This window comes from Peribacillus deserti, assembly GCF_002863585.1.
GTDB lineage: Bacteria > Bacillota > Bacilli > Bacillales > DSM-1321 > Paraperibacillus > Paraperibacillus deserti_A.
This window is the reverse complement of the sequence record NZ_PGUY01000031.1, coordinates 1-16,855: the sequence shown is the minus strand read 5'-3', so window position 1 is coordinate 16,855 and position 16,855 is coordinate 1. Positions and strand designations below refer to the sequence as shown.

The following is a 16,855-nucleotide window of genomic DNA, read 5'->3' as shown; positions in this document are numbered from 1 at the left end:
ATTATGAAGTAGATTAATGTATTGAGGGTTATTCACCCCATACGATAAAAGCTTACAAAGTTCAATTGAACACGCTGATAAGATATTTCAAGGACATTGATATACAAACACTTACCACAGAAGATTTAAAACAATATCTTATAAATACTAGGGATCATTTGAAGCCGGCAAGCCTTGCTACCGTATCCGTTTTATAAAATCCTGACTTAGGTGGGCATATGAAGAAGGCTATCTAAATAACAACCCAGCCCAAATAAAAGAACCTAAATTGGGGCAGCGGATACGTTGCCGTATCATATCAATGTATAACGTGCCAAGGTCTCTAACTCCAGAGAGGTTCTATCTTCTTGCCTTTAATGAAGGATAAAGATATAGCTTTCTGCTGTATGTAAGGCATCAGCCCTCTCGATTTACAAACATTATGGAGCTCTATCCCTTCAACCAGCTGGCTTTCGGCCTGCTACCTAACTGTCTACGCTTAAAAGCTAAAGTTACCTTCAGCCCTCCAAGACTCGCTACGAGCGAATGGCTAGTTCTTACTCGACGGGAATCCCACCCACTATATGATACGACTTAGGCTCGGCCGCACACGCACCCGTTACTTGAATAAGGATTTTACTTTTCCAGTTAAATTATTTAAGAAAATACTTAATTTAAGGGATATCTTTCTGGTATATACAATATAGGTTTGTACTATCCTTTGAGCTATTTTCTTTTTTTCTTTTTCCTGAGTTTTCTTTCTAACTTTGGCTTTATCCAAAAAAGAAAGCGGTCATAATCTTTTTTTTGCAAGATGACTATCCAAATAAAAGCGAATAGTTCCCACAGCACTCTACAAACAAGAAATGCAAGGCTAATGTAAGCCACCCAAGTTAATACAAATTCTATGGGGTCACCATTCATTACAACCCTCCTTTGTTTTTACTCGGCTCAAATATTTTCCCTTATATGTTTCTATCTTCTAAATAAACTTTTTATCTCTAGTTTTCTAAGCTCATATTTCAACTAACCTGTCCGTAAGCTGAATAACAAAAAGAGTGCCGCAGCAGCCATCTTTGTTCAACTAACGTGCCCTTTAGCCATCCATGAATCGCAAAAAACGACGATTCACCACAGAGAATGAAAATGTCACCGCACTGTCCATACTGTTCCTAGGCTGGATGAGAAATGTCGATCAACTATGGTGCCATAGAGCCCATCCTTTAGTCTGACCCCAACGACCACGGTGCACCACCGACTGTCGCTCCCCTTACGGGAAGCACTCATGGTAGATTAATCCTAATTCTGGTTGCTGCACCAGCCTCCATTCTAACTAGCCTCGAAAGGAAGAGTTCAGTGGATGTAATCATTGAAAGAGCTTGCGGGTTGGATGTCCATAAAGACAATATTACAGCCTGCATCATGACATCTAAAGGAAAGGAGGTTCGAACGTTTTCCACTAAAACGGTTTTTCTTCTAGAGTTAATCGATTGGATTAAGGAACATGGATGCAGCCACGTTGCGATGGAAAGCACCAGCGTTTACTGGAAGCCTGTGGTTAACCTATTGGAAGCTGAGGAGATAGAATTCCTTGTCGTCAATGCCCAGCACATGAAGTCCCTGCCGGGTCAAAAGACCGATGTAAAGGATGCAGAATGGATAGCCCAGCTGTTGAGGCATGGATTGTTAAAAGCCAGCTTCATCCCCAACCGAACTCAGCGGGAACTAAGGGAACTTGTTCGTTATCGCCGAAGCATTATCGAGGAACGTGCTCGGCAGCACAACCGGATCCAAAAGGTACTTGAATGGGCGAATATTAAACTCGGGTCAGTGGTTTCCGATATCATGGGTGTTTCTGCGAGGACATGCTTCGTGCCATCGCAGATGGCGAGGACGATCCTGTAAAACTATCAAACTTAGCTCGACGGACAATGAAACGGAAGAAAGACGAACTGGTGCTGGCACTCAAAGGATATGTAACCCTCACCAACGGCTGATGTTAAAAACCATTTTAACGCATATTGATTTCCTTACTGACCAAATTGAAACGCTGGATAGTGAGATTGAAAAAAGGGTGAGTTTCTATCAGGAAGATATCGAACGGCTTGATTCTATTCCTGGAATAGCTAAAAGGATGGCCGAACAGATACTAGCTGAATTGGACCTGATGTAGGAACGCAGTTCCCTAGTGCAGCACACTTATGTTCCTGGGCTGCCCTTGTTCCGGGCCACAATGAAAGTGCTGGTAAAAAAAAGTCCGCTAGAGCTAAAAAAGGTAATAAGTATCTACGTTCAGCTTTAACAGAAGCAGCTCAATCAGTCATGGGTTCGAAAAATTACCTGGGTGCACTTTACAGACGGACAGCCGGCCGAAAAGGTAAGAAGCGTGCAGCTATTGTGGTAGCACATGCGATGTTACGAATCGCATATTACCTGCTTACGCGAAAAGAAATGTACGTTGACCTAGGAGAAGATTACTTTGACAAGCAGAGACAAGCCTCCATTGTTAGGCATTCTGTTCGGAGACTTGAGAACCTGGGATACACCGTCACCATTTCGGAAGCATCCTAATCCTAAAAAAAACAAATGACTGATAAGACGCTCTCCATTTTTAAAAAACTGACTGAGCTGCGTCTATTCAAGTATGACCATTTTTCTATAACTGCAGAATTTAATTTTCATGGTAGTTTAAGAACGAAATTGCACCTTTACCTCATTACAATAATTTTTTTCTGAATAGGTAATAAGGTGTAGGAACATTGATCACATACAGAAGAGGACATATAATGAATTTCTCAAACCAACTGCCTTACTCTTCCCCCTTAACAAATTTCGATAAATACCAAATCAGACCTAATCCGTTATAATCCCTAAAGCTCGATTCTCCTTAAACTTGATTCCCACTTACCTATAAACATACATATTTCACACCGAACTGAGTTACTTCGCATTATTTAGCATAGGAGCAAGCTCTTTACCTTAATTATTTGTTAAATGTTTGTCGACTTATTAGACGTTTAGTCGAACATGATTTATCTATACATTATTGTGTTAGACTTGAGACATAAAATTATTTTATATAGGGATTATGCGACTTTTCTTAGTCACCCCTTGTATAAGGGAAGGAGATTAAGAAATGGACAAAATTAGCGTTTTCCTGGATGACTATCGGAAAGCACCAGGCGGTTATGTGTTAGTCGAGACTATTGACGAGTGTATAGACCTATTACGAACTTTTGATATTGAACATCTCTCTTTAGATCACGATTTGTTAAATAAAACCAGGAATGGTTTTATGTTAGTAGAAAAGATGGTTAAAGAAAGACTATTCGCTAAACGTATAACTATTCACTCAGCTAATTCAGTTGGCGGTAAAGCTATGTACAACTGTTTGAAACAAGCTCAACGCGATTCTATAATGCCTCTTGATATTCCCGTATCCTTAAGACCATTGCCTCTCAATTTTTCGCCGTAAAAGGTCTCCCAAACTTATATGAAGAATTTAACATTCCGTTCCATCTTCAAAATATTAGTACTTTCAACCCATCTTCTCTTCTAGTACCTTACATGACAGATTCATATTAACCAAGTAAAAGGAACGCCTTCCAAGAGCGTTCCTTTTTTAATTATTATTTTTCTTCTATTCAAGCAGATTGTTCCTTATTAAGACCCCAAATTGCTAAAGCTACCAGTTTCTTGAACTAACGCACCCTTGAGGTGAACAAGAAGGTATTGAAGTTAAAACCACTAACAAAAAACTGTTAAAGACCTCGTCTTTTTGCTATCTTTCTATATAAAGCCATAACTTGCTCATTTTCTTTCTTCCAATCTTCATATATAACCAAAGGAATATGGTAATCCCTCTCCATTTCCCTCATTAGCGAGGCTAATTTCATTTCCTTAATTCGTTCATTTAAATTAGACTGAATAATATGTTCATAAACTGCGTTAATCTGCCGTAAGGTTCGCACGATGGTTCACTCACCTTTTCTTGGTGTCTAATAGTAATTATACCCGTATAATGTATGAATTTTAGCTTTATTCCAAAAATACTTTTAGAAATTATAGGAAATGAAATCCTGTATTGAATTTACATTTTGAGCCACAAAAAAGGCTGCCACAGTAGCCCTTTTTTCTTGAACTAACGCACCCTTAGATTAAGTACATTAGTTCACAAACTTGAACTGAACCAAGCCGTTTCCCTTAAAGAAACGGTTATTGTTATGTCTTTTCTCTTTTAATGAATTACGATTTTAGTTCTAAACAGGTTTTCATTTAGGACACAGGCACCTTCTACATCTGAAGTTCAAATATTGTGCTGATCCGCCCAATTTCTGGTTTCGGCGTTCTCACTGATCGAACTTTTGTTCGATTATACGTTTACTGAACGCAAGAATTGAGGTAAATATGTTTTGTGTGCTTCCAGCATTTCGTCCAAAATTTGTTTCGCTATTGCATCTGAGGGAACCAGGGGATTAATGGTCATTGCTACGAGTGCTTTATTATAATCACCAGTGACTGCCGCTTCTGCAGCAACACGTTCAAAAGATTTGATTTGTTGTACAACACCCCTAACTGATACTGGAAGATCACCGATAGGGATTGGGATAGGACCATCTTTGGTAATCTTACAGTTGATTTCTACTGCGGAGTCACTTGGGATGCTGTCAATAGCTCCATTGTTTATCGTGTTTACAGGCTGAAAATCACACTTGTCATTGTAGATAGATGAAATTAGACTGCAGGCAGCATCGCTGTAGTAAGCTCCGCCACGCTTTTCTAGCTGAGGAGGTTTAATCGTCAAGTCTGGATCTTTATACAATTCAAATAAATCGTTTTCAAGTGAACGAACTACCTCTGCTCGGGTTCCTTCATTTTCAGCCGCTTTTAGTTCCTCCTCTAGCATTTCACTTGTTTTATAGTAATACCAGGCCACAATGAAAGTGCTGGAAAAAGGAAATCTGCGAGAGCCAAAAAAGGCAATAAGTATCTTCGTTCAGCATTAACAGAAGCAGCTCAATCAGTCAGGGGTCGAAAAATTACCCGGGTGCCTTCTACAGACGGACAGCCGGTCGAAAAGGTAAGAAACGTGCAGCCATTGTGGTCGCCCACGCGATGTTACGAATCGCGTATTACCTTCTTACAGAAAAGAAATGTACGTTGACCTAGGAGAAGATTACTTTTGACAAACAGAGACAGGCTTCTATTGTTAGGCATTCAGTCCGGAGACTTGAGAACCTGGGATTCACCGTAACCATTTAGGAAGCATCCTAGGTATTTAAAAAAACAATTGGCTGATAAGACGCTCTCGTTCTTTAAAAAACTGACTAAGCTGCGTCAGTATCGCCATTTTTCTAAAGTGGAAGAATTTGATTTTCATGGTAGCTTAATAAGAAAACTATTCTCCTCAAATTTATCAGTCGTCTAAGTCACACTGGTCTAAATGTATTTAAAGAATTTCGTACTTTTTTAATGCATAATGAATACCATATTCACTGGATTTTTTTTGGAACAAAATTCGCAACACTTTTTAATTTTTCACTTCCGTTACCCATTGCTATACTGAGACCTACAAGTTCCAACATATCAATATCATTTTCACCATCTCCAAAAGCAATTGCCTCTGACTTGTCGACCGTTTTAGAGGACTTTGAAAAGTTCGCTAAAGACTAAGAATACCACATCAGGATTTAGTTGAGTTAGCGATCATATGGTTTTTAAGAATATTTAATAATAAACAAAGGATGCAGGTTTAAGTCGATGCTCCCATGTTATTTACACTTCTAAAAGAAAAAGTAAGAAAGGCTTCCTTTTTAAAAGGAAGCCTTCTTAAACAACCTATTATATTGATCTATGTCATACCATTCAACTGGGTTTCCTTTATTACATAAACAAACGAAATCCTGAACCTGTTAGTGCCTAATAAGCATAAACAGCTCCAATGATAACCAAAAGGATAAATAAAACAACGACTAACGCAAATGTAGCACCGTAGCCTCTTCCTTCGTAGCCCATAACATTCACTCCTTTTCCAACATTCTCCTTTATAATATGTACACGCCATGCTGGTGGGAAGGGCTCGTATACAAAAAAAGATTGCCTCTCAAAAAGAGGCAATTAGGAGTCTATCCACAGTGTTAGATGCGGATAAAACGGAGTTGTTGTTATATATCATATGATTCATAAAAATGTACACCTAAACATATGTATGAAGAAGAAGGGCTGCGCCCCAACTTCTTCCAGGAGGTCATACATGTATGGGCGATGCGATACGATATGATACGGCTTACAATAGAATATGTCTATAAGTATATTCTGTGCTTTAACTTTATTCGAAAATGAAAAAAAGGTCCCCGGAAGGACCTTGTAAACCAATACTCAATTCCAACATACGCATCCAATAATAACTAAAAGGATAAATAATACTACAACTAAAGCGAAGATTTTTCCGCAGCCGGAACCATATCCATAGCCATAGCCACACCCATGTCCGTAACCATATCCATAGCCCATAATTAACCCCCCTTTCTTGAACGAATGATTAATCCATTATTTAATATCCATAGCCGCAATAAGTAGCACCGATAATAATTAGTAAAATAAACAAAACAACAAGTAAGGCGAATCCGCCTCCAAAACCATATCCTGCATCACTCACATGTATTCCCCCTTTCGAACTTTGTTATTATAAACTATGTAAATCGAAGAAAATTGTATGGGCTAATGACTAAATACTTCCGTTCTGGAAAAGAATGTTTAAAAAAGAGCAACCAGTAAAAACTGGTTACCCCTAAAATACGAACGCACCCGTTAGCTCAATAAGAACACGGATTATAACTAAAATTACTCCTCGAAATACTTTGATAAAACGATTATAGCCAAATAAAACATTCAGTAAAAATCAACTATTTAATTTTACTGAGCCATAAAAAAAGGCTGATTACATCATTCAGCCTTGTTTTCTTTATCCTTTATTGAGGTCCCGTGCTTCCTCAGGGCTTTGCAGACTTGTAGCACCTGGATAGTGAATACTTTGGTCCCGATCTGATTCTACGCGTTCAGACTCTCTTAGTTTTTGTTCTTGTCGGTCTTTTGACATCGCAAATGCCTCCTTTTCCTTATAGATTTCCTTAGTGATAAGGTTTTTATTCATAGTTCATTCTGCTTGTCCAAGCAAAGGGTTTTCTTTTCAGTTGGTGGGATAGTGTTAAAATACATCCTTATACGAGTGTGCCTGGCATAAAAAAGCTCTCCTAACTCAGGAGAGCAAAAGTTCGAGCTGGCTGCTGTTGCAAATGTTATAGCTTTGCACCTATTTCTTTACTAATCTCAGTAGGCAGCGGATTTAACTTTCATAAATGTATAAGCAAGGTTTTCGATAGCCTTGATTACTTTTCCATCGACGGATTGTCCCAATATTTCATATTTACTTATTTTTTGGAATTCTAGTAAAGCTAAATTGCTCTGGAATGCCCATATGTGAACTATAATTAATCTTTGTTTAGACATAATTATTATTTAATCGTCCATATCCTTATCGAAATATATTTACGGATGACATCAACCGTTTTACTTATCTTTAAAATGTCTGCCGAAGCAGCCATACGTATTTACCTAACGCACCCATAGTTTAGTAAATCATTTTACAATCACAAAGAAAATCGACTTTTAAATAAGAGGAATTTAACAATTATTATTTGTTTTTACTCCTTGAAGATTCAAATTTCTCAAGCGACTTTTTAAATCCTAATAATGGTGTTTGCAATCGATCCACAATTTCTTTTGCACATTCCATCATTGAAAGGGTGTATGTATTAATCTCAACATCGTAAATTTCTTGCTGATGTACAAAATTGAGCTGAGAAATTGCCTGCCCAATTTGGCGGTCTCCTCTGAAATGTTCTCTACGTTTTAGCTCCTCAGCAGGACAATGAACCCCAACAAGAAGTATAGGGTGAGTGTTAAGAGTTTTATAAAAAGTTTGTAAAGTTATGGGGTCATGGAGAATTTGATCAAGAATTAAATTAATTCCTCGATCTGAGAACATTGCCACGTTTCTATAATAAAAATATTCTGTTTCAACGGGTATTAGCCGCTGGTTATCTCTATCTTCCATTTTTTCTATGATCAAATCATAATCATCTACGCTAAAAGCAAAAAAGTCAGGAAGTAACTTTGTTATTTCCTTTGCTAAAGTTGATTTTCCTGAACTTGATACACCATTTAGAACAATAATCATTCCTTTTTCCACAAAAACACACTCCAATATCCTCAGATATTACAACCAACTATAAAGTTAAATTCCAATTTATAGCTTTCCTGCTTATAAAAGTAAACTCTCCATTACTTGAATAAGAAAAAAGCGAATGCATTTACTGAACAATTACACCTGTAAGATTCTTAATAAACTGTTCCGTTTTGAGGTGCATCTCATGTAAATGATACTAAAATGGCTTGTAATCTGACAATAGCTTTGACACGTCATTTTTCTTTTTTATTGATTTTTTGGAACCCATTAATTACAAATGTCTTCTTCAACTAAATCACCAGTTAGGAAGATGATACTTATGTAGATTAGAAATTGCAAAATCAACAAATTAACATTCTTCTACTACCATGACCCAAATGAGCAAGCACTAGAAAGTATCGATTTTTTATCTACCTCACCACTATATTCCAATACCGTTACCGCCACAGCCACGTCTTACTAAGGCTAATGGAAGTGAAATAAGGTTGAAGCTGCAGCAACACTAATAGATACTAACCTCCGAGTGATGAGCTTTGCGTGAAAGCGAGGTTGAAAATTATATGAGTTTATCATATATGCAATGAAAAACGCGAGAAATAAGGTCCTCGCGTCTTTTGGTTCTATGTGTTATTTATGCCGCAGCTTTATTTTTGTTTTCAAAAATCTTCTTTATGTTTGGCAACACAGCAAATTTGATATCAATAATGATATGGAGAATAATAGGGACCCATAGACTTCCATTGCTTATGTAAAGTCTAGCCAGAGCGAATCCAAGTATACCAGTAAAGATTACGTTCTTCCATCCTTGATAACCGTGAGCCAGTCCGAAAAAAATGCTGGTGATAATGGCCATTGCCATTGCGGATAGACCCAAATCAAGCTGTTTGAAGTAATGAAACATAAAACCTCTATAAATCACTTCCTCACAAAATCCCGCCGTTACAGCAACACAAGCATACACCAACCGTTGCTTTATTCCTACAGGAATTAATAGCTCAATCGCTTCAAATTGCTTAATAATTTTCTTTCTTCCGAAGGGGATTGCTAGATAAACAACAAATAACATTACTGTAGCTGTTAGTATACCTGCTGCAAAATAAAGAAAGCTGGATATATTTGAAAATGTGGACACAAGCCCCAGTTCTTTAAATGAAATTTCTTTAATTTTGAACGTAAGAAAAATAATCCCAACCATTCCCCATTGGTAGAGCATTACTAATGAATAAGTTGTCATTTTGTTATGATTGGCTAAGTCTTTCTTAATCTTCTTGTCCCAAAAATGATCGATAATGGGAAAAATGATTCCTGCTACAATAAAAATACACGTGAACCAAAACATCCTAAAACACCCTCCGAAAGTCCCTATTTTTTACCTATTTATGTAAATCACAGTAATTATAAAATACGTTTGACTAAAAATACAGATATTTTTCGATGATTTGTTTTTATTTACGCATTATATCCTTGTTACCCTATTAAAAGCCCATAAAAAAGAACCATTATCAATGATCCTCGGTAATTCTTATATACTTTTTGATAATATTAAAAAGCTGCCGAAGCAGCCCTCTTAATCGCCTAACGCACCCGTTAGCCATACATGAATCGCACAGATCTGCGATTCACCACAGAGAATGAAAATAGGCTGTGCAGACTATACTGTTTAGTGCTGGAGAAGAAGGTCTTTGAACTATGGTGCCTTAGTCTGACTCCAATGACCACGGTGTACCACCGACTGTCGCACCCTTGATGGGTAGCACTCATGGAAGATTAATCCTAATTCTGGTTGTTGCTCCAGCTTCATTTATTTTTATTCCAATGGGAAGGGTCTGAATTCAAGCCATGTACCACCAATTTTATATCTAACTTTTATGAGGCCCAGCCTTTTTTTAAAAACTGGTTTTTCTGGGTCTATTTTTGTATGCCTTTTTTCAGTTTTTATTTTTATGGGAGTACAGTAAGGATAACTTAACAAATATGTATAAATATTAGATTTTATACAGTCTTTCCTTGAGTAATGATTCATAAAATAATAAACATACTGCCAAAATATACATCAATTAATTGCCAGAAACATCCATACAACATGCAGGATCAATACAAGATGGATCTTAAGTCTATAAAGGGAGCTTTAATGATAGGCGGCTTGAATCTGTTCCCTGGGGATACCTCTCGTCTTGGTATGATGGCACAAATAGATAGTGATGAATAATAGGGAGGATGAAAAGAAATGAAAGCTGTTACCTTTAAAGGCATTAAGGATGTCAGGGTAAAAGAAGTCCCGGATCCGAAGATTGAGAAAAAAGACGATATTATTGTGAAAATTTCCACCTCAGCGATCTGCGGCTCGGATCTTCATTTAATACATGGAATGATTTCGAATTTTCCGGAGGATTATATTATCGGTCATGAGCCAATGGGGATTGTCGAAGAAGTCGGTCCAGATGTGACCAAATTAAAAAAAGGCGACCGCGTAATCATCCCATTTAATGTGGCATGCGGAGAATGTTTCTACTGTCAAAATCATTTGGAGAGCCAATGCGAAAATTCAAATGATAATGGTGACATGGGAGGGTTTTTCGGGTACTCTGACCTGACGGGTGGATATCCAGGAGGTCAGGCGGAATACCTTCGGGTTCCTTATGCTAATTTTACTCCTTTTAAAATCCCGAAAAATAGTGAAGTTGCAGATGAACAATTGGTGCTGCTTGCTGACGCTGCTTCAACGGCCTTTTGGTCAGTGGATAACGCAGGTGTAAAATCCGATGACACTGTCGTAATCCTTGGCTGCGGCCCGGTTGGACTTCTTGCGCAAAAATGGGCCTGGTTCAAGGGGGCAAAAAGAGTCATCGCTGTGGATTACATCAACTATCGCCTGGAGCACGCCAAAAGGACGAACAAGGTTGAAATCGTAAACTTCGAACAGCATGAAAATACAGGAGAATACCTAAAGGAAATAACAAAGGGCTTAGCCGACGTTGTCATTGATGCCGTAGGAATGGACGGAAAAATGACACCGATGGAATATTTCGGTTCAGGCTTGAAGCTTCAGGGCTTACGATGAGTGCATTGGTCATTGCAAGCCAGGCGGTTAGAAAAGGCGGCACGATTCAGGTTACAGGTGTTTATGGAGGACGTTATAATGCATTCCCGCTCGGAGATATCTTCCAGCGGAAGGTGAATCTAAGAACAGGTCAAGCTCCTGTCATTCATATATGCCATTTATCTACGATCTAGTTTCCCAGGGGAAAGTCGATATCGGCGATGTGGTCACACATGTTCTGCCGCTGGATCAGGCAGAAAAAGGCTATGAATATTTTGATACTAGGACCGATAACTGCATTAAGGTGGTTCTGAAGCCATAAGGTGGAAAGTGGGAATTTGGTTCTCCAACTTCAGCTTAAAAACGGCTACTGCAACCTTTTCAGATGGTAAAGGCCGTTACAGAAACAGCAGCAACATAAGTGACTGTTGTACCGCCAGAGCGTAGCATCCAATTGAAAAAATGGTGTCACCTCCTGATGATCCAGTGAAGATACTTAATATTCAAACCTGGTTGAAATTACTAGCCCTAACATTTAAAAAAAGATGCCCTTCTATAATCGGAAGGGCATTGTCCATTTTTACCTGCCCTGTTAGCAGAATAAGAAAAAGCCGTCTCATGACGGCTCTTACTCACTAGAACAAATCTGTAGTGAAGAAGGATCACAATATCTCACGGAATATAGTGGATATCCTATATTCAAACACTTACGAAGCTATCGTTTAGCACCAATTCTCGTACTGCCTGTTTTAAAGTTCCAAATATCTGTATTAGGGATAAATCGGCTCCGAGCTGTACAACACTTTGGGCAATTTGGGGTCTTATTCCCGTTACAATAGAACGAACACCAAGCAAACCTAGTACGGCACTAGTTTCAAAGAGACATTGGATTACCATTTCATCAAGTTCATAGATGCCAGAAAAGTCGCTAATCAAAGTATGGACATTCTGTTCCTGTACTTTTAAAGGCACATATTCTAAAATATAATTCGCTCTTTCAGAATTAATAGAACCTACTAGGGGTAACACAGCGACCCCTTCCAATATAGGGACCACTGGAGCTGACAGTGTGTTAATTTCTTTGGATACTTTTTCAAGTGTTCTTTCGGTTTCTTTACGCTTTGTAATATCTCTGACAACAGATTGAATCGCTTTTTTACCCTCATACAAAACAGGAGTACAATTTGTTTCTACATCACATAGTGACCCATCAAACCGTTTTAATTGTTTTTCGATAATTCCAGTTGGTTTATTTTGATCAAGGAGCGATGCTGAGTGTCTTACTGTCAGCTCTCTATACTCCTCAGGTATAATATCGAATACAGATTTACCTATAACTTCCTCACTGGAAGCGGCCCGTAAAAAATCTACTCCTGCAGGGTTTATATACTTAAACATCCCATCTTGTTGAATAATAATTGCCTCCGTGGACGATTCAACGATATGACGATACAATTTTTCATCCTTACTATTTTCCATGAAAATCCATCACTCCTCACCAAAAGCTTCAAGCTTCCAACTATGAACATTATACAATAAGTGAATAATTTTTGTATTATATGCCCCTTATCTGTACTCCATATCCATCATCAGAGCTACACCTGATAAGTCTATAACAAGGGTTTGGTACAAAAAAGGCTGCCGTATCACCCACTCTTCAACTCACACCTATAGTTTAAGTGCATTCCGATAAGTCAATGACTAAATGATCCTATTATGAGTATATGACCAACAAAAATAGCCACAAGCGTTAACATGAAAGCAAAACCGCTTAGACTACTGAGAGTTAAAATTTCACTTATGCCTACAATTAAAATAACGCTTTTGATTTTTTGTTTTTTTCTTTCTTAAATTCTTTGTATGCATAAATCATTAAGGATACAAGCGTTACCAGACCTATTAATGTGAGATACACTCCAACCAATACCAACATCAAATCACCCAACAAGTTCCTTTCAAATTTTTTAACTCATAAATAATTTCAATACGCATCCCTAATATTTAAACCTCTAATTATAAACCTAGGACCGTTTCCTAAGTCGTCAAATCCATATTTCACTTACCAGTCCAGTTTAAAGAACAACACAAAATAGATGCCTAAGCAGCTATATGTTCTTGAACTAACATACCTGTTAGTGACAAGAGAACATCTTATGGAGTTTAACCTTTTCTTTTTACCAATTTCCATAAAGATTTAATACCAATAAATAATAACGTAAATAGAATTATAGTTATTGGCAGCCAACATAAGAGTTCAATCCTTATTTTATCCGAAAAAAACCCCTCATAACTTATCCATAAACTGTTCATACCCGTGTCTTTGTAAAGTTTAAAAAGCAAATATTTATAGTAAGAATCAAAGCCCAATCAAAAATAAAATATGTATTAATATTGAAAAAATAAAGGCTTGTTTTAATGTTTTCACCCTTGGTGGCTCCTCATAAATTCCTTTTTATCAGATTATCATTGCCCGTCTTGAATTTATAGTGGGTATTACATTCTTCCTCTTAAATTAACCTGTCACTCTAGTTGAGCAGCAGAAAAAAGCTGCCGAAGCAGCAAAAGCCTTATACACTAACGCACCATTTTATTAGAGACAATTATATATAGGCTTACGCTTTTGAAACTTTTGACTCAAACGGAATAACATATTATTACCGGTCCAATTTCAAAACCGTGTAAAAAGAACACAGAACATCTTGCTCTGTGTTCTTCTCATTACAGATGATCTAGTGCCACATTCCTTAGACACTTGTCTGGCGGACTAATCATAGTTAAAATAACGCACCGTTCGTATGATAAGGTCAGCCAGATATTTCTGTTTGACCCTTTTTTATATGGTTTTAATATAGCACTAGCCGGGGTAGAACGTCCGCACCCGTGGGACTTGATCCCGCCCGCTAAACAGTTGGCCCCCTACTTGTTTAAACATAATTTGGCTGGTTGGGACCTGGATCTCGTATAACAAGCGAACCTATGATACTAGGGGTACCGGTAAATTAATAATTGGAGGAGATAATCCAGTGGTTGGCCTGGATGTAGTGAAAGGAGAAAGTCAGGTTCAGGCTTTCTTAGAAAAGAAGAGCCCATATAAAAATAGTTTTAAAGTACACATACGATGGAAGGACTTCAGTCCCTTCATTACTTCCTAAAGAAAATAGAAAACATAACAGGGGCAGAACCTCCACTCGTACCGGAATCTACAAGGCATACCATACCCCCGTTGTCCATGATGTTGAGGAAAGAGGTTATGTATGAATCATCGTCAACCCCCTCTATAAAAATCTACTTAAATGAAAAAATGTTGACAAACTATTAGCTGGTTTAGTTACAAAACCTCCCAATCTATAATAACCTATACATAGTTACCTTCCTTTATAACCTGGTAGTAAATAAATATTCCGTCCTCTTTTCCATTAATGATTCTTTTATTTACTTTTGCTGGTGGATAAATTTCTGTGTCATTTATTGTTAAACAGATTGACTCCATAAAATTCTCGCTTATCCCCCATTCCCCGCCTATATTGAGTCTAATCACTTCTCCTAAATAGCCTCCCCAAATTTTACTCATTTGGATAATATCCTCTTCAGTAGGGCTTCTAACAAAGAGTTCTTTTATTCCCCTTGGTAAGCCTCGATGATATTCTTCTAAAATTTCATCTAGGATCTTTATGCTATGCTCCGAGTAATCAAGAGAAATCCCCATCTGGCTTGCTAAATCTAGGGCATCTTCAGAATAGGAAGCCATCACATCTTTCATAGTCAAATCAGTCATAGCTACTTTCCTTTCTGTTCATTTCCCATCATTTCGGTGTATCTAGGATGACAACTTTAATCCTTTATTTGTTAATTTCCCTGTCACCATTCACTTTAAAACTCTTAATTCCTGCCTTTTCAACTAACCTTCGATATCAAAAACAAAAAAAGCTGTGTAAACAGCCCATTATAAATCGACTAACATCCATAAATATTGATTAATCGTATGAAAAAAGAGCAGCCAGTAAAAACTGGCTCCCCCTATAATACGAACGCACCCTTTAGTGAACAAGCAACGTTACTTGTAAGGAAACTTGTAAGTAATCTTAGTCGCCTAAAGCCTCCATATGGTCTTTGTTTGCCAATGCTATTAAGCAAAGATCCCTTAGTCCATAGCCAAACTTTCTAACCCTATTATGATACCAATCATCTTTGCTGTATGTTTGAATGAGGAAATCACAAACTTTTAATAAGTTTTGGATTTCTGGCTCAGTAAGCAATTTGTATTCATAAGGATCCAATTGTAGGAGATAGGAGAATTCTGTCTCACCATGTATTCCCCGTAAATAACCGTCGATTCTATCCTCAAATTCAACTGCTCGTTTTTTATTGCCAACAATTTTAAAATGGATCCCCACTACTCATTACCTCAATAATTATGTTATTTGTCTCCTGAAAAACAAGCTGTTACAGCGACACGCATTCTCCTGCTGGCTCCCGTTAGTTATCTAAGCAATCATTAACAGAGCTAAATGTAAAAGAACTTTTATGTTTATCTTACTCGTTGTCTCCTCATCCACTGTGTTGCAACCCATTTTTCCCCGGTAATAACTGGTGCTCCACCATGTAATGTTTGCTCGTTTAATTCTGTATCGGTATAGAAGTATTCAAAATATACCGCCATACCCTTTTGAGGGAATACTGAAAAGTTTAGTTTAGGAAAAAAAGTTTCTCCGCCTTGCTCCACATCATTTAAGTAGATTACGAGTGTGCTAATTCTATTATTGATACTTGCTCCACTTATTGGTGAAAAAAAATCAAAATGAGCTTTATACTCTTGACCAGGAGTATATTTAAGTATTTGAATACCGTCACCATGTTCAACGGGTATATTCATAATAGACGATATTCTTTTTTCGATTTTCATAATAGTGTTGTTTTCATTTTCTTGAAAAAACATACCACTGCTTGTTCTAATCTGATTGACATCGCGTGTTGTTCCAATTTTTGAACGCTGCATTTTGTCTTTGGACAGCATAATTAGCTCATCGCATTCTTCGTCGCTCAAAACGTTTCCTAAAATTACTATTAGCGGTTCTTCTAACTTAGTAATTATATTAATCTCTCTATCTTCTGTTTTGATTTTATTTCCAATGTGATGAAAAATAGTTTGTTCCTTAATTTTAGTTTCCGGTGTCAACCTTATCAGCTCCTTTGATTTTCACTGTTTTATAGAAAAAGAGTTTTATTATAAGCATTTATATAAGTAAGTATTCGTTAAAATATTTAATACTCCTTTATTCTCTACCTAGTTAGTTCAGTAAGAAAAAAGCCGACAATTCGGCAGCTGTGGCGACATTCCGTCCGAAGACTTGAAAACTTAGGACAGTGTTACTATATCTGAATCAGTAGCCTCCTAATCAATCCAAACTTATATAAGACAAGCAACCAGGCGCTCTTTTTTAAAAGGCTGTTTTCGCAAATTTTGTTGCTATTGAACAAGAGGTGGTTTTCCTCTCCAGGATGCTCGCTTTCCGCGGGGCGGGCGGTGAGCCTCCTCGGCTTCGCCTGTGGGGTCTCACCTGATCGAAAAGCGGAGGACGGTGCTTTTC

The 16,855-nt window shown here is 37.6% G+C and carries 16 protein-coding genes and 4 pseudogenes; 5 read left to right on the top strand and 15 right to left on the bottom strand.

Translation table 11 applies throughout. From position 1 onward, the window contains the following. Positions 1-20 precede the first annotated feature (20 nt). Positions 21-197, top strand: a complete 177-nt coding sequence (locus CUU66_RS25390) for a site-specific integrase (RefSeq protein ID WP_101641720.1) — start codon at positions 21-23, stop codon at positions 195-197. A gap of 508 nt (positions 198-705) precedes the next feature. On the opposite strand, the gene CUU66_RS10190 is transcribed toward CUU66_RS25390, so the two are convergent. Next, positions 706-903, bottom strand: coding sequence for a hypothetical protein (locus CUU66_RS10190; protein WP_101641718.1), 198 nt, complete (start codon positions 901-903; stop codon positions 706-708). 432 nt (positions 904-1,335) lie between these two features. Between CUU66_RS10190 and CUU66_RS25210 the strand changes: the two are divergent. Both CUU66_RS25210 and CUU66_RS10180 read left to right on the top strand, forming a co-directional pair. Further along, positions 1,336-2,550, top strand: a pseudogene (locus tag CUU66_RS25210) (IS110 family transposase). 565 nt (positions 2,551-3,115) lie between these two features. Further along, positions 3,116-3,454, top strand: a complete 339-nt coding sequence (locus CUU66_RS10180) for a cyclic-phosphate processing receiver domain-containing protein (protein WP_101641716.1) — start codon at positions 3,116-3,118, stop codon at positions 3,452-3,454. Between the two features lie 286 nt (positions 3,455-3,740). Here CUU66_RS10180 and CUU66_RS10175 read toward each other — a convergent pair whose 3' ends face one another. Next, positions 3,741-3,950: a hypothetical protein gene (locus tag CUU66_RS10175; protein ID WP_101641714.1), complete on the bottom strand. Its 210-nt coding sequence runs from the start codon at positions 3,948-3,950 to the stop codon at positions 3,741-3,743. A 401-nt stretch (positions 3,951-4,351) separates the two neighbouring features. After that, a pseudogene (locus tag CUU66_RS10170) lies at positions 4,352-4,906 on the bottom strand (6-phospho-beta-glucosidase); the annotation flags it as partial. Here CUU66_RS10170 and CUU66_RS25385 point away from each other — a divergent pair. Next, on the top strand, positions 4,898-5,143 hold the full coding sequence (locus CUU66_RS25385) for a transposase (protein ID WP_180955248.1): 246 nt from the start codon (positions 4,898-4,900) through the stop codon (positions 5,141-5,143). The pseudogene CUU66_RS10170 and the gene CUU66_RS25385 sit on opposite strands and share 9 nt — an antisense overlap. A 285-nt stretch (positions 5,144-5,428) precedes the next feature. Here CUU66_RS25385 and CUU66_RS10160 read toward each other — a convergent pair. From CUU66_RS10160 to CUU66_RS10125, 7 genes and pseudogenes are all read right to left on the bottom strand, one after another. Then, positions 5,429-5,615: pseudogene (locus tag CUU66_RS10160) on the bottom strand (HAD hydrolase family protein); the annotation flags it as partial. A 283-nt stretch (positions 5,616-5,898) separates the two neighbouring features. Beyond that, a complete protein-coding gene (locus CUU66_RS10155; protein ID WP_101641712.1) occupies positions 5,899-5,994 on the bottom strand; it encodes a YjcZ family sporulation protein in 96 nt (31 codons plus the stop codon). A 363-nt stretch (positions 5,995-6,357) separates the two neighbouring features. Further along, the gene (gene yjcZ / locus CUU66_RS10150; RefSeq protein WP_101641710.1) at positions 6,358-6,492 is read right to left on the bottom strand and encodes a sporulation protein YjcZ; all 135 of its coding nucleotides are present in this window, start codon (positions 6,490-6,492) and stop codon (positions 6,358-6,360) included. Positions 6,493-6,532: 40 nt separating this feature from the next. Continuing rightward, positions 6,533-6,637, bottom strand: coding sequence for a YjcZ family sporulation protein (locus CUU66_RS10145; RefSeq protein WP_101645265.1), 105 nt, complete (start codon positions 6,635-6,637; stop codon positions 6,533-6,535). Between the two features lie 306 nt (positions 6,638-6,943). Then, positions 6,944-7,078: a YpzI family protein gene (locus tag CUU66_RS10140; RefSeq protein WP_101641894.1), complete on the bottom strand. Its 135-nt coding sequence runs from the start codon at positions 7,076-7,078 to the stop codon at positions 6,944-6,946. Between the two features lie 594 nt (positions 7,079-7,672). Continuing rightward, positions 7,673-8,230 carry a chloramphenicol phosphotransferase CPT family protein gene (locus CUU66_RS10130; RefSeq protein WP_101641704.1) on the bottom strand — a complete coding sequence of 186 codons (558 nt, stop codon included), beginning with the start codon at positions 8,228-8,230 and terminating at the stop codon, positions 7,673-7,675. Positions 8,231-8,858: 628 nt separating this feature from the next. Continuing rightward, positions 8,859-9,566 (bottom strand): CPBP family intramembrane glutamic endopeptidase, encoded by a 708-nt coding sequence (locus CUU66_RS10125; RefSeq protein WP_101641702.1) that lies wholly within the window; start codon positions 9,564-9,566, stop codon positions 8,859-8,861. Positions 9,567-10,454: 888 nt separating this feature from the next. Here CUU66_RS10125 and CUU66_RS10115 point away from each other — a divergent pair. After that, positions 10,455-11,589, top strand: a pseudogene (locus CUU66_RS10115) (zinc-dependent alcohol dehydrogenase). Positions 11,590-11,966: 377 nt separating this feature from the next. On the opposite strand, the gene CUU66_RS10110 reads toward CUU66_RS10115, so the two are convergent. From CUU66_RS10110 to CUU66_RS24565, 5 genes are all read right to left on the bottom strand, one after another. Beyond that, positions 11,967-12,746: a PAS domain S-box protein gene (locus CUU66_RS10110; RefSeq protein WP_101641699.1), complete on the bottom strand. Its 780-nt coding sequence runs from the start codon at positions 12,744-12,746 to the stop codon at positions 11,967-11,969. A gap of 1,876 nt (positions 12,747-14,622) precedes the next feature. Further along, positions 14,623-15,042 carry a hypothetical protein gene (locus tag CUU66_RS10105; protein ID WP_101641697.1) on the bottom strand — a complete coding sequence of 140 codons (420 nt, stop codon included), beginning with the start codon at positions 15,040-15,042 and terminating at the stop codon, positions 14,623-14,625. Positions 15,043-15,349: 307 nt separating this feature from the next. Continuing rightward, a complete protein-coding gene (locus CUU66_RS10100) occupies positions 15,350-15,661 on the bottom strand; it encodes a hypothetical protein (protein WP_101641695.1) in 312 nt (103 codons plus the stop codon). A gap of 134 nt (positions 15,662-15,795) precedes the next feature. Continuing rightward, positions 15,796-16,443, bottom strand: a complete 648-nt coding sequence (locus CUU66_RS10095; RefSeq protein WP_374702986.1) for a 2OG-Fe(II) oxygenase — start codon at positions 16,441-16,443, stop codon at positions 15,796-15,798. A gap of 194 nt (positions 16,444-16,637) precedes the next feature. Continuing rightward, on the bottom strand, positions 16,638-16,855 hold a 218-nt coding region (locus CUU66_RS24565; protein WP_101641692.1), incomplete at its 5' end, for a hypothetical protein.

Excerpts from the sequence above, each read along its gene's own strand:
- CUU66_RS10105 (WP_101641697.1), bottom strand. The coding sequence starts at position 15,042 with ATGACTGATTTGACTATGAAAGATGTGATGGCTTCCTATTCTGAAGAT.
- CUU66_RS10155 (WP_101641712.1), bottom strand. The coding sequence starts at position 5,994 with ATGGGCTACGAAGGAAGAGGCTACGGTGCTACATTTGCGTTAGTCGTT.
- CUU66_RS10125 (WP_101641702.1), bottom strand. The coding sequence starts at position 9,566 with ATGTTTTGGTTCACGTGTATTTTTATTGTAGCAGGAATCATTTTTCCC.
- yjcZ (WP_101641710.1), bottom strand. The coding sequence starts at position 6,492 with ATGGGCTATGGATATGGTTACGGACATGGGTGTGGCTATGGCTATGGA.
- CUU66_RS10190 (WP_101641718.1), bottom strand. The coding sequence starts at position 903 with ATGAATGGTGACCCCATAGAATTTGTATTAACTTGGGTGGCTTACATT.
- CUU66_RS10110 (WP_101641699.1), bottom strand. The coding sequence starts at position 12,746 with ATGGAAAATAGTAAGGATGAAAAATTGTATCGTCATATCGTTGAATCG.
- CUU66_RS10140 (WP_101641894.1), bottom strand. The coding sequence starts at position 7,078 with ATGTCAAAAGACCGACAAGAACAAAAACTAAGAGAGTCTGAACGCGTA.
- CUU66_RS10180 (WP_101641716.1), top strand. The coding sequence starts at position 3,116 with ATGGACAAAATTAGCGTTTTCCTGGATGACTATCGGAAAGCACCAGGC.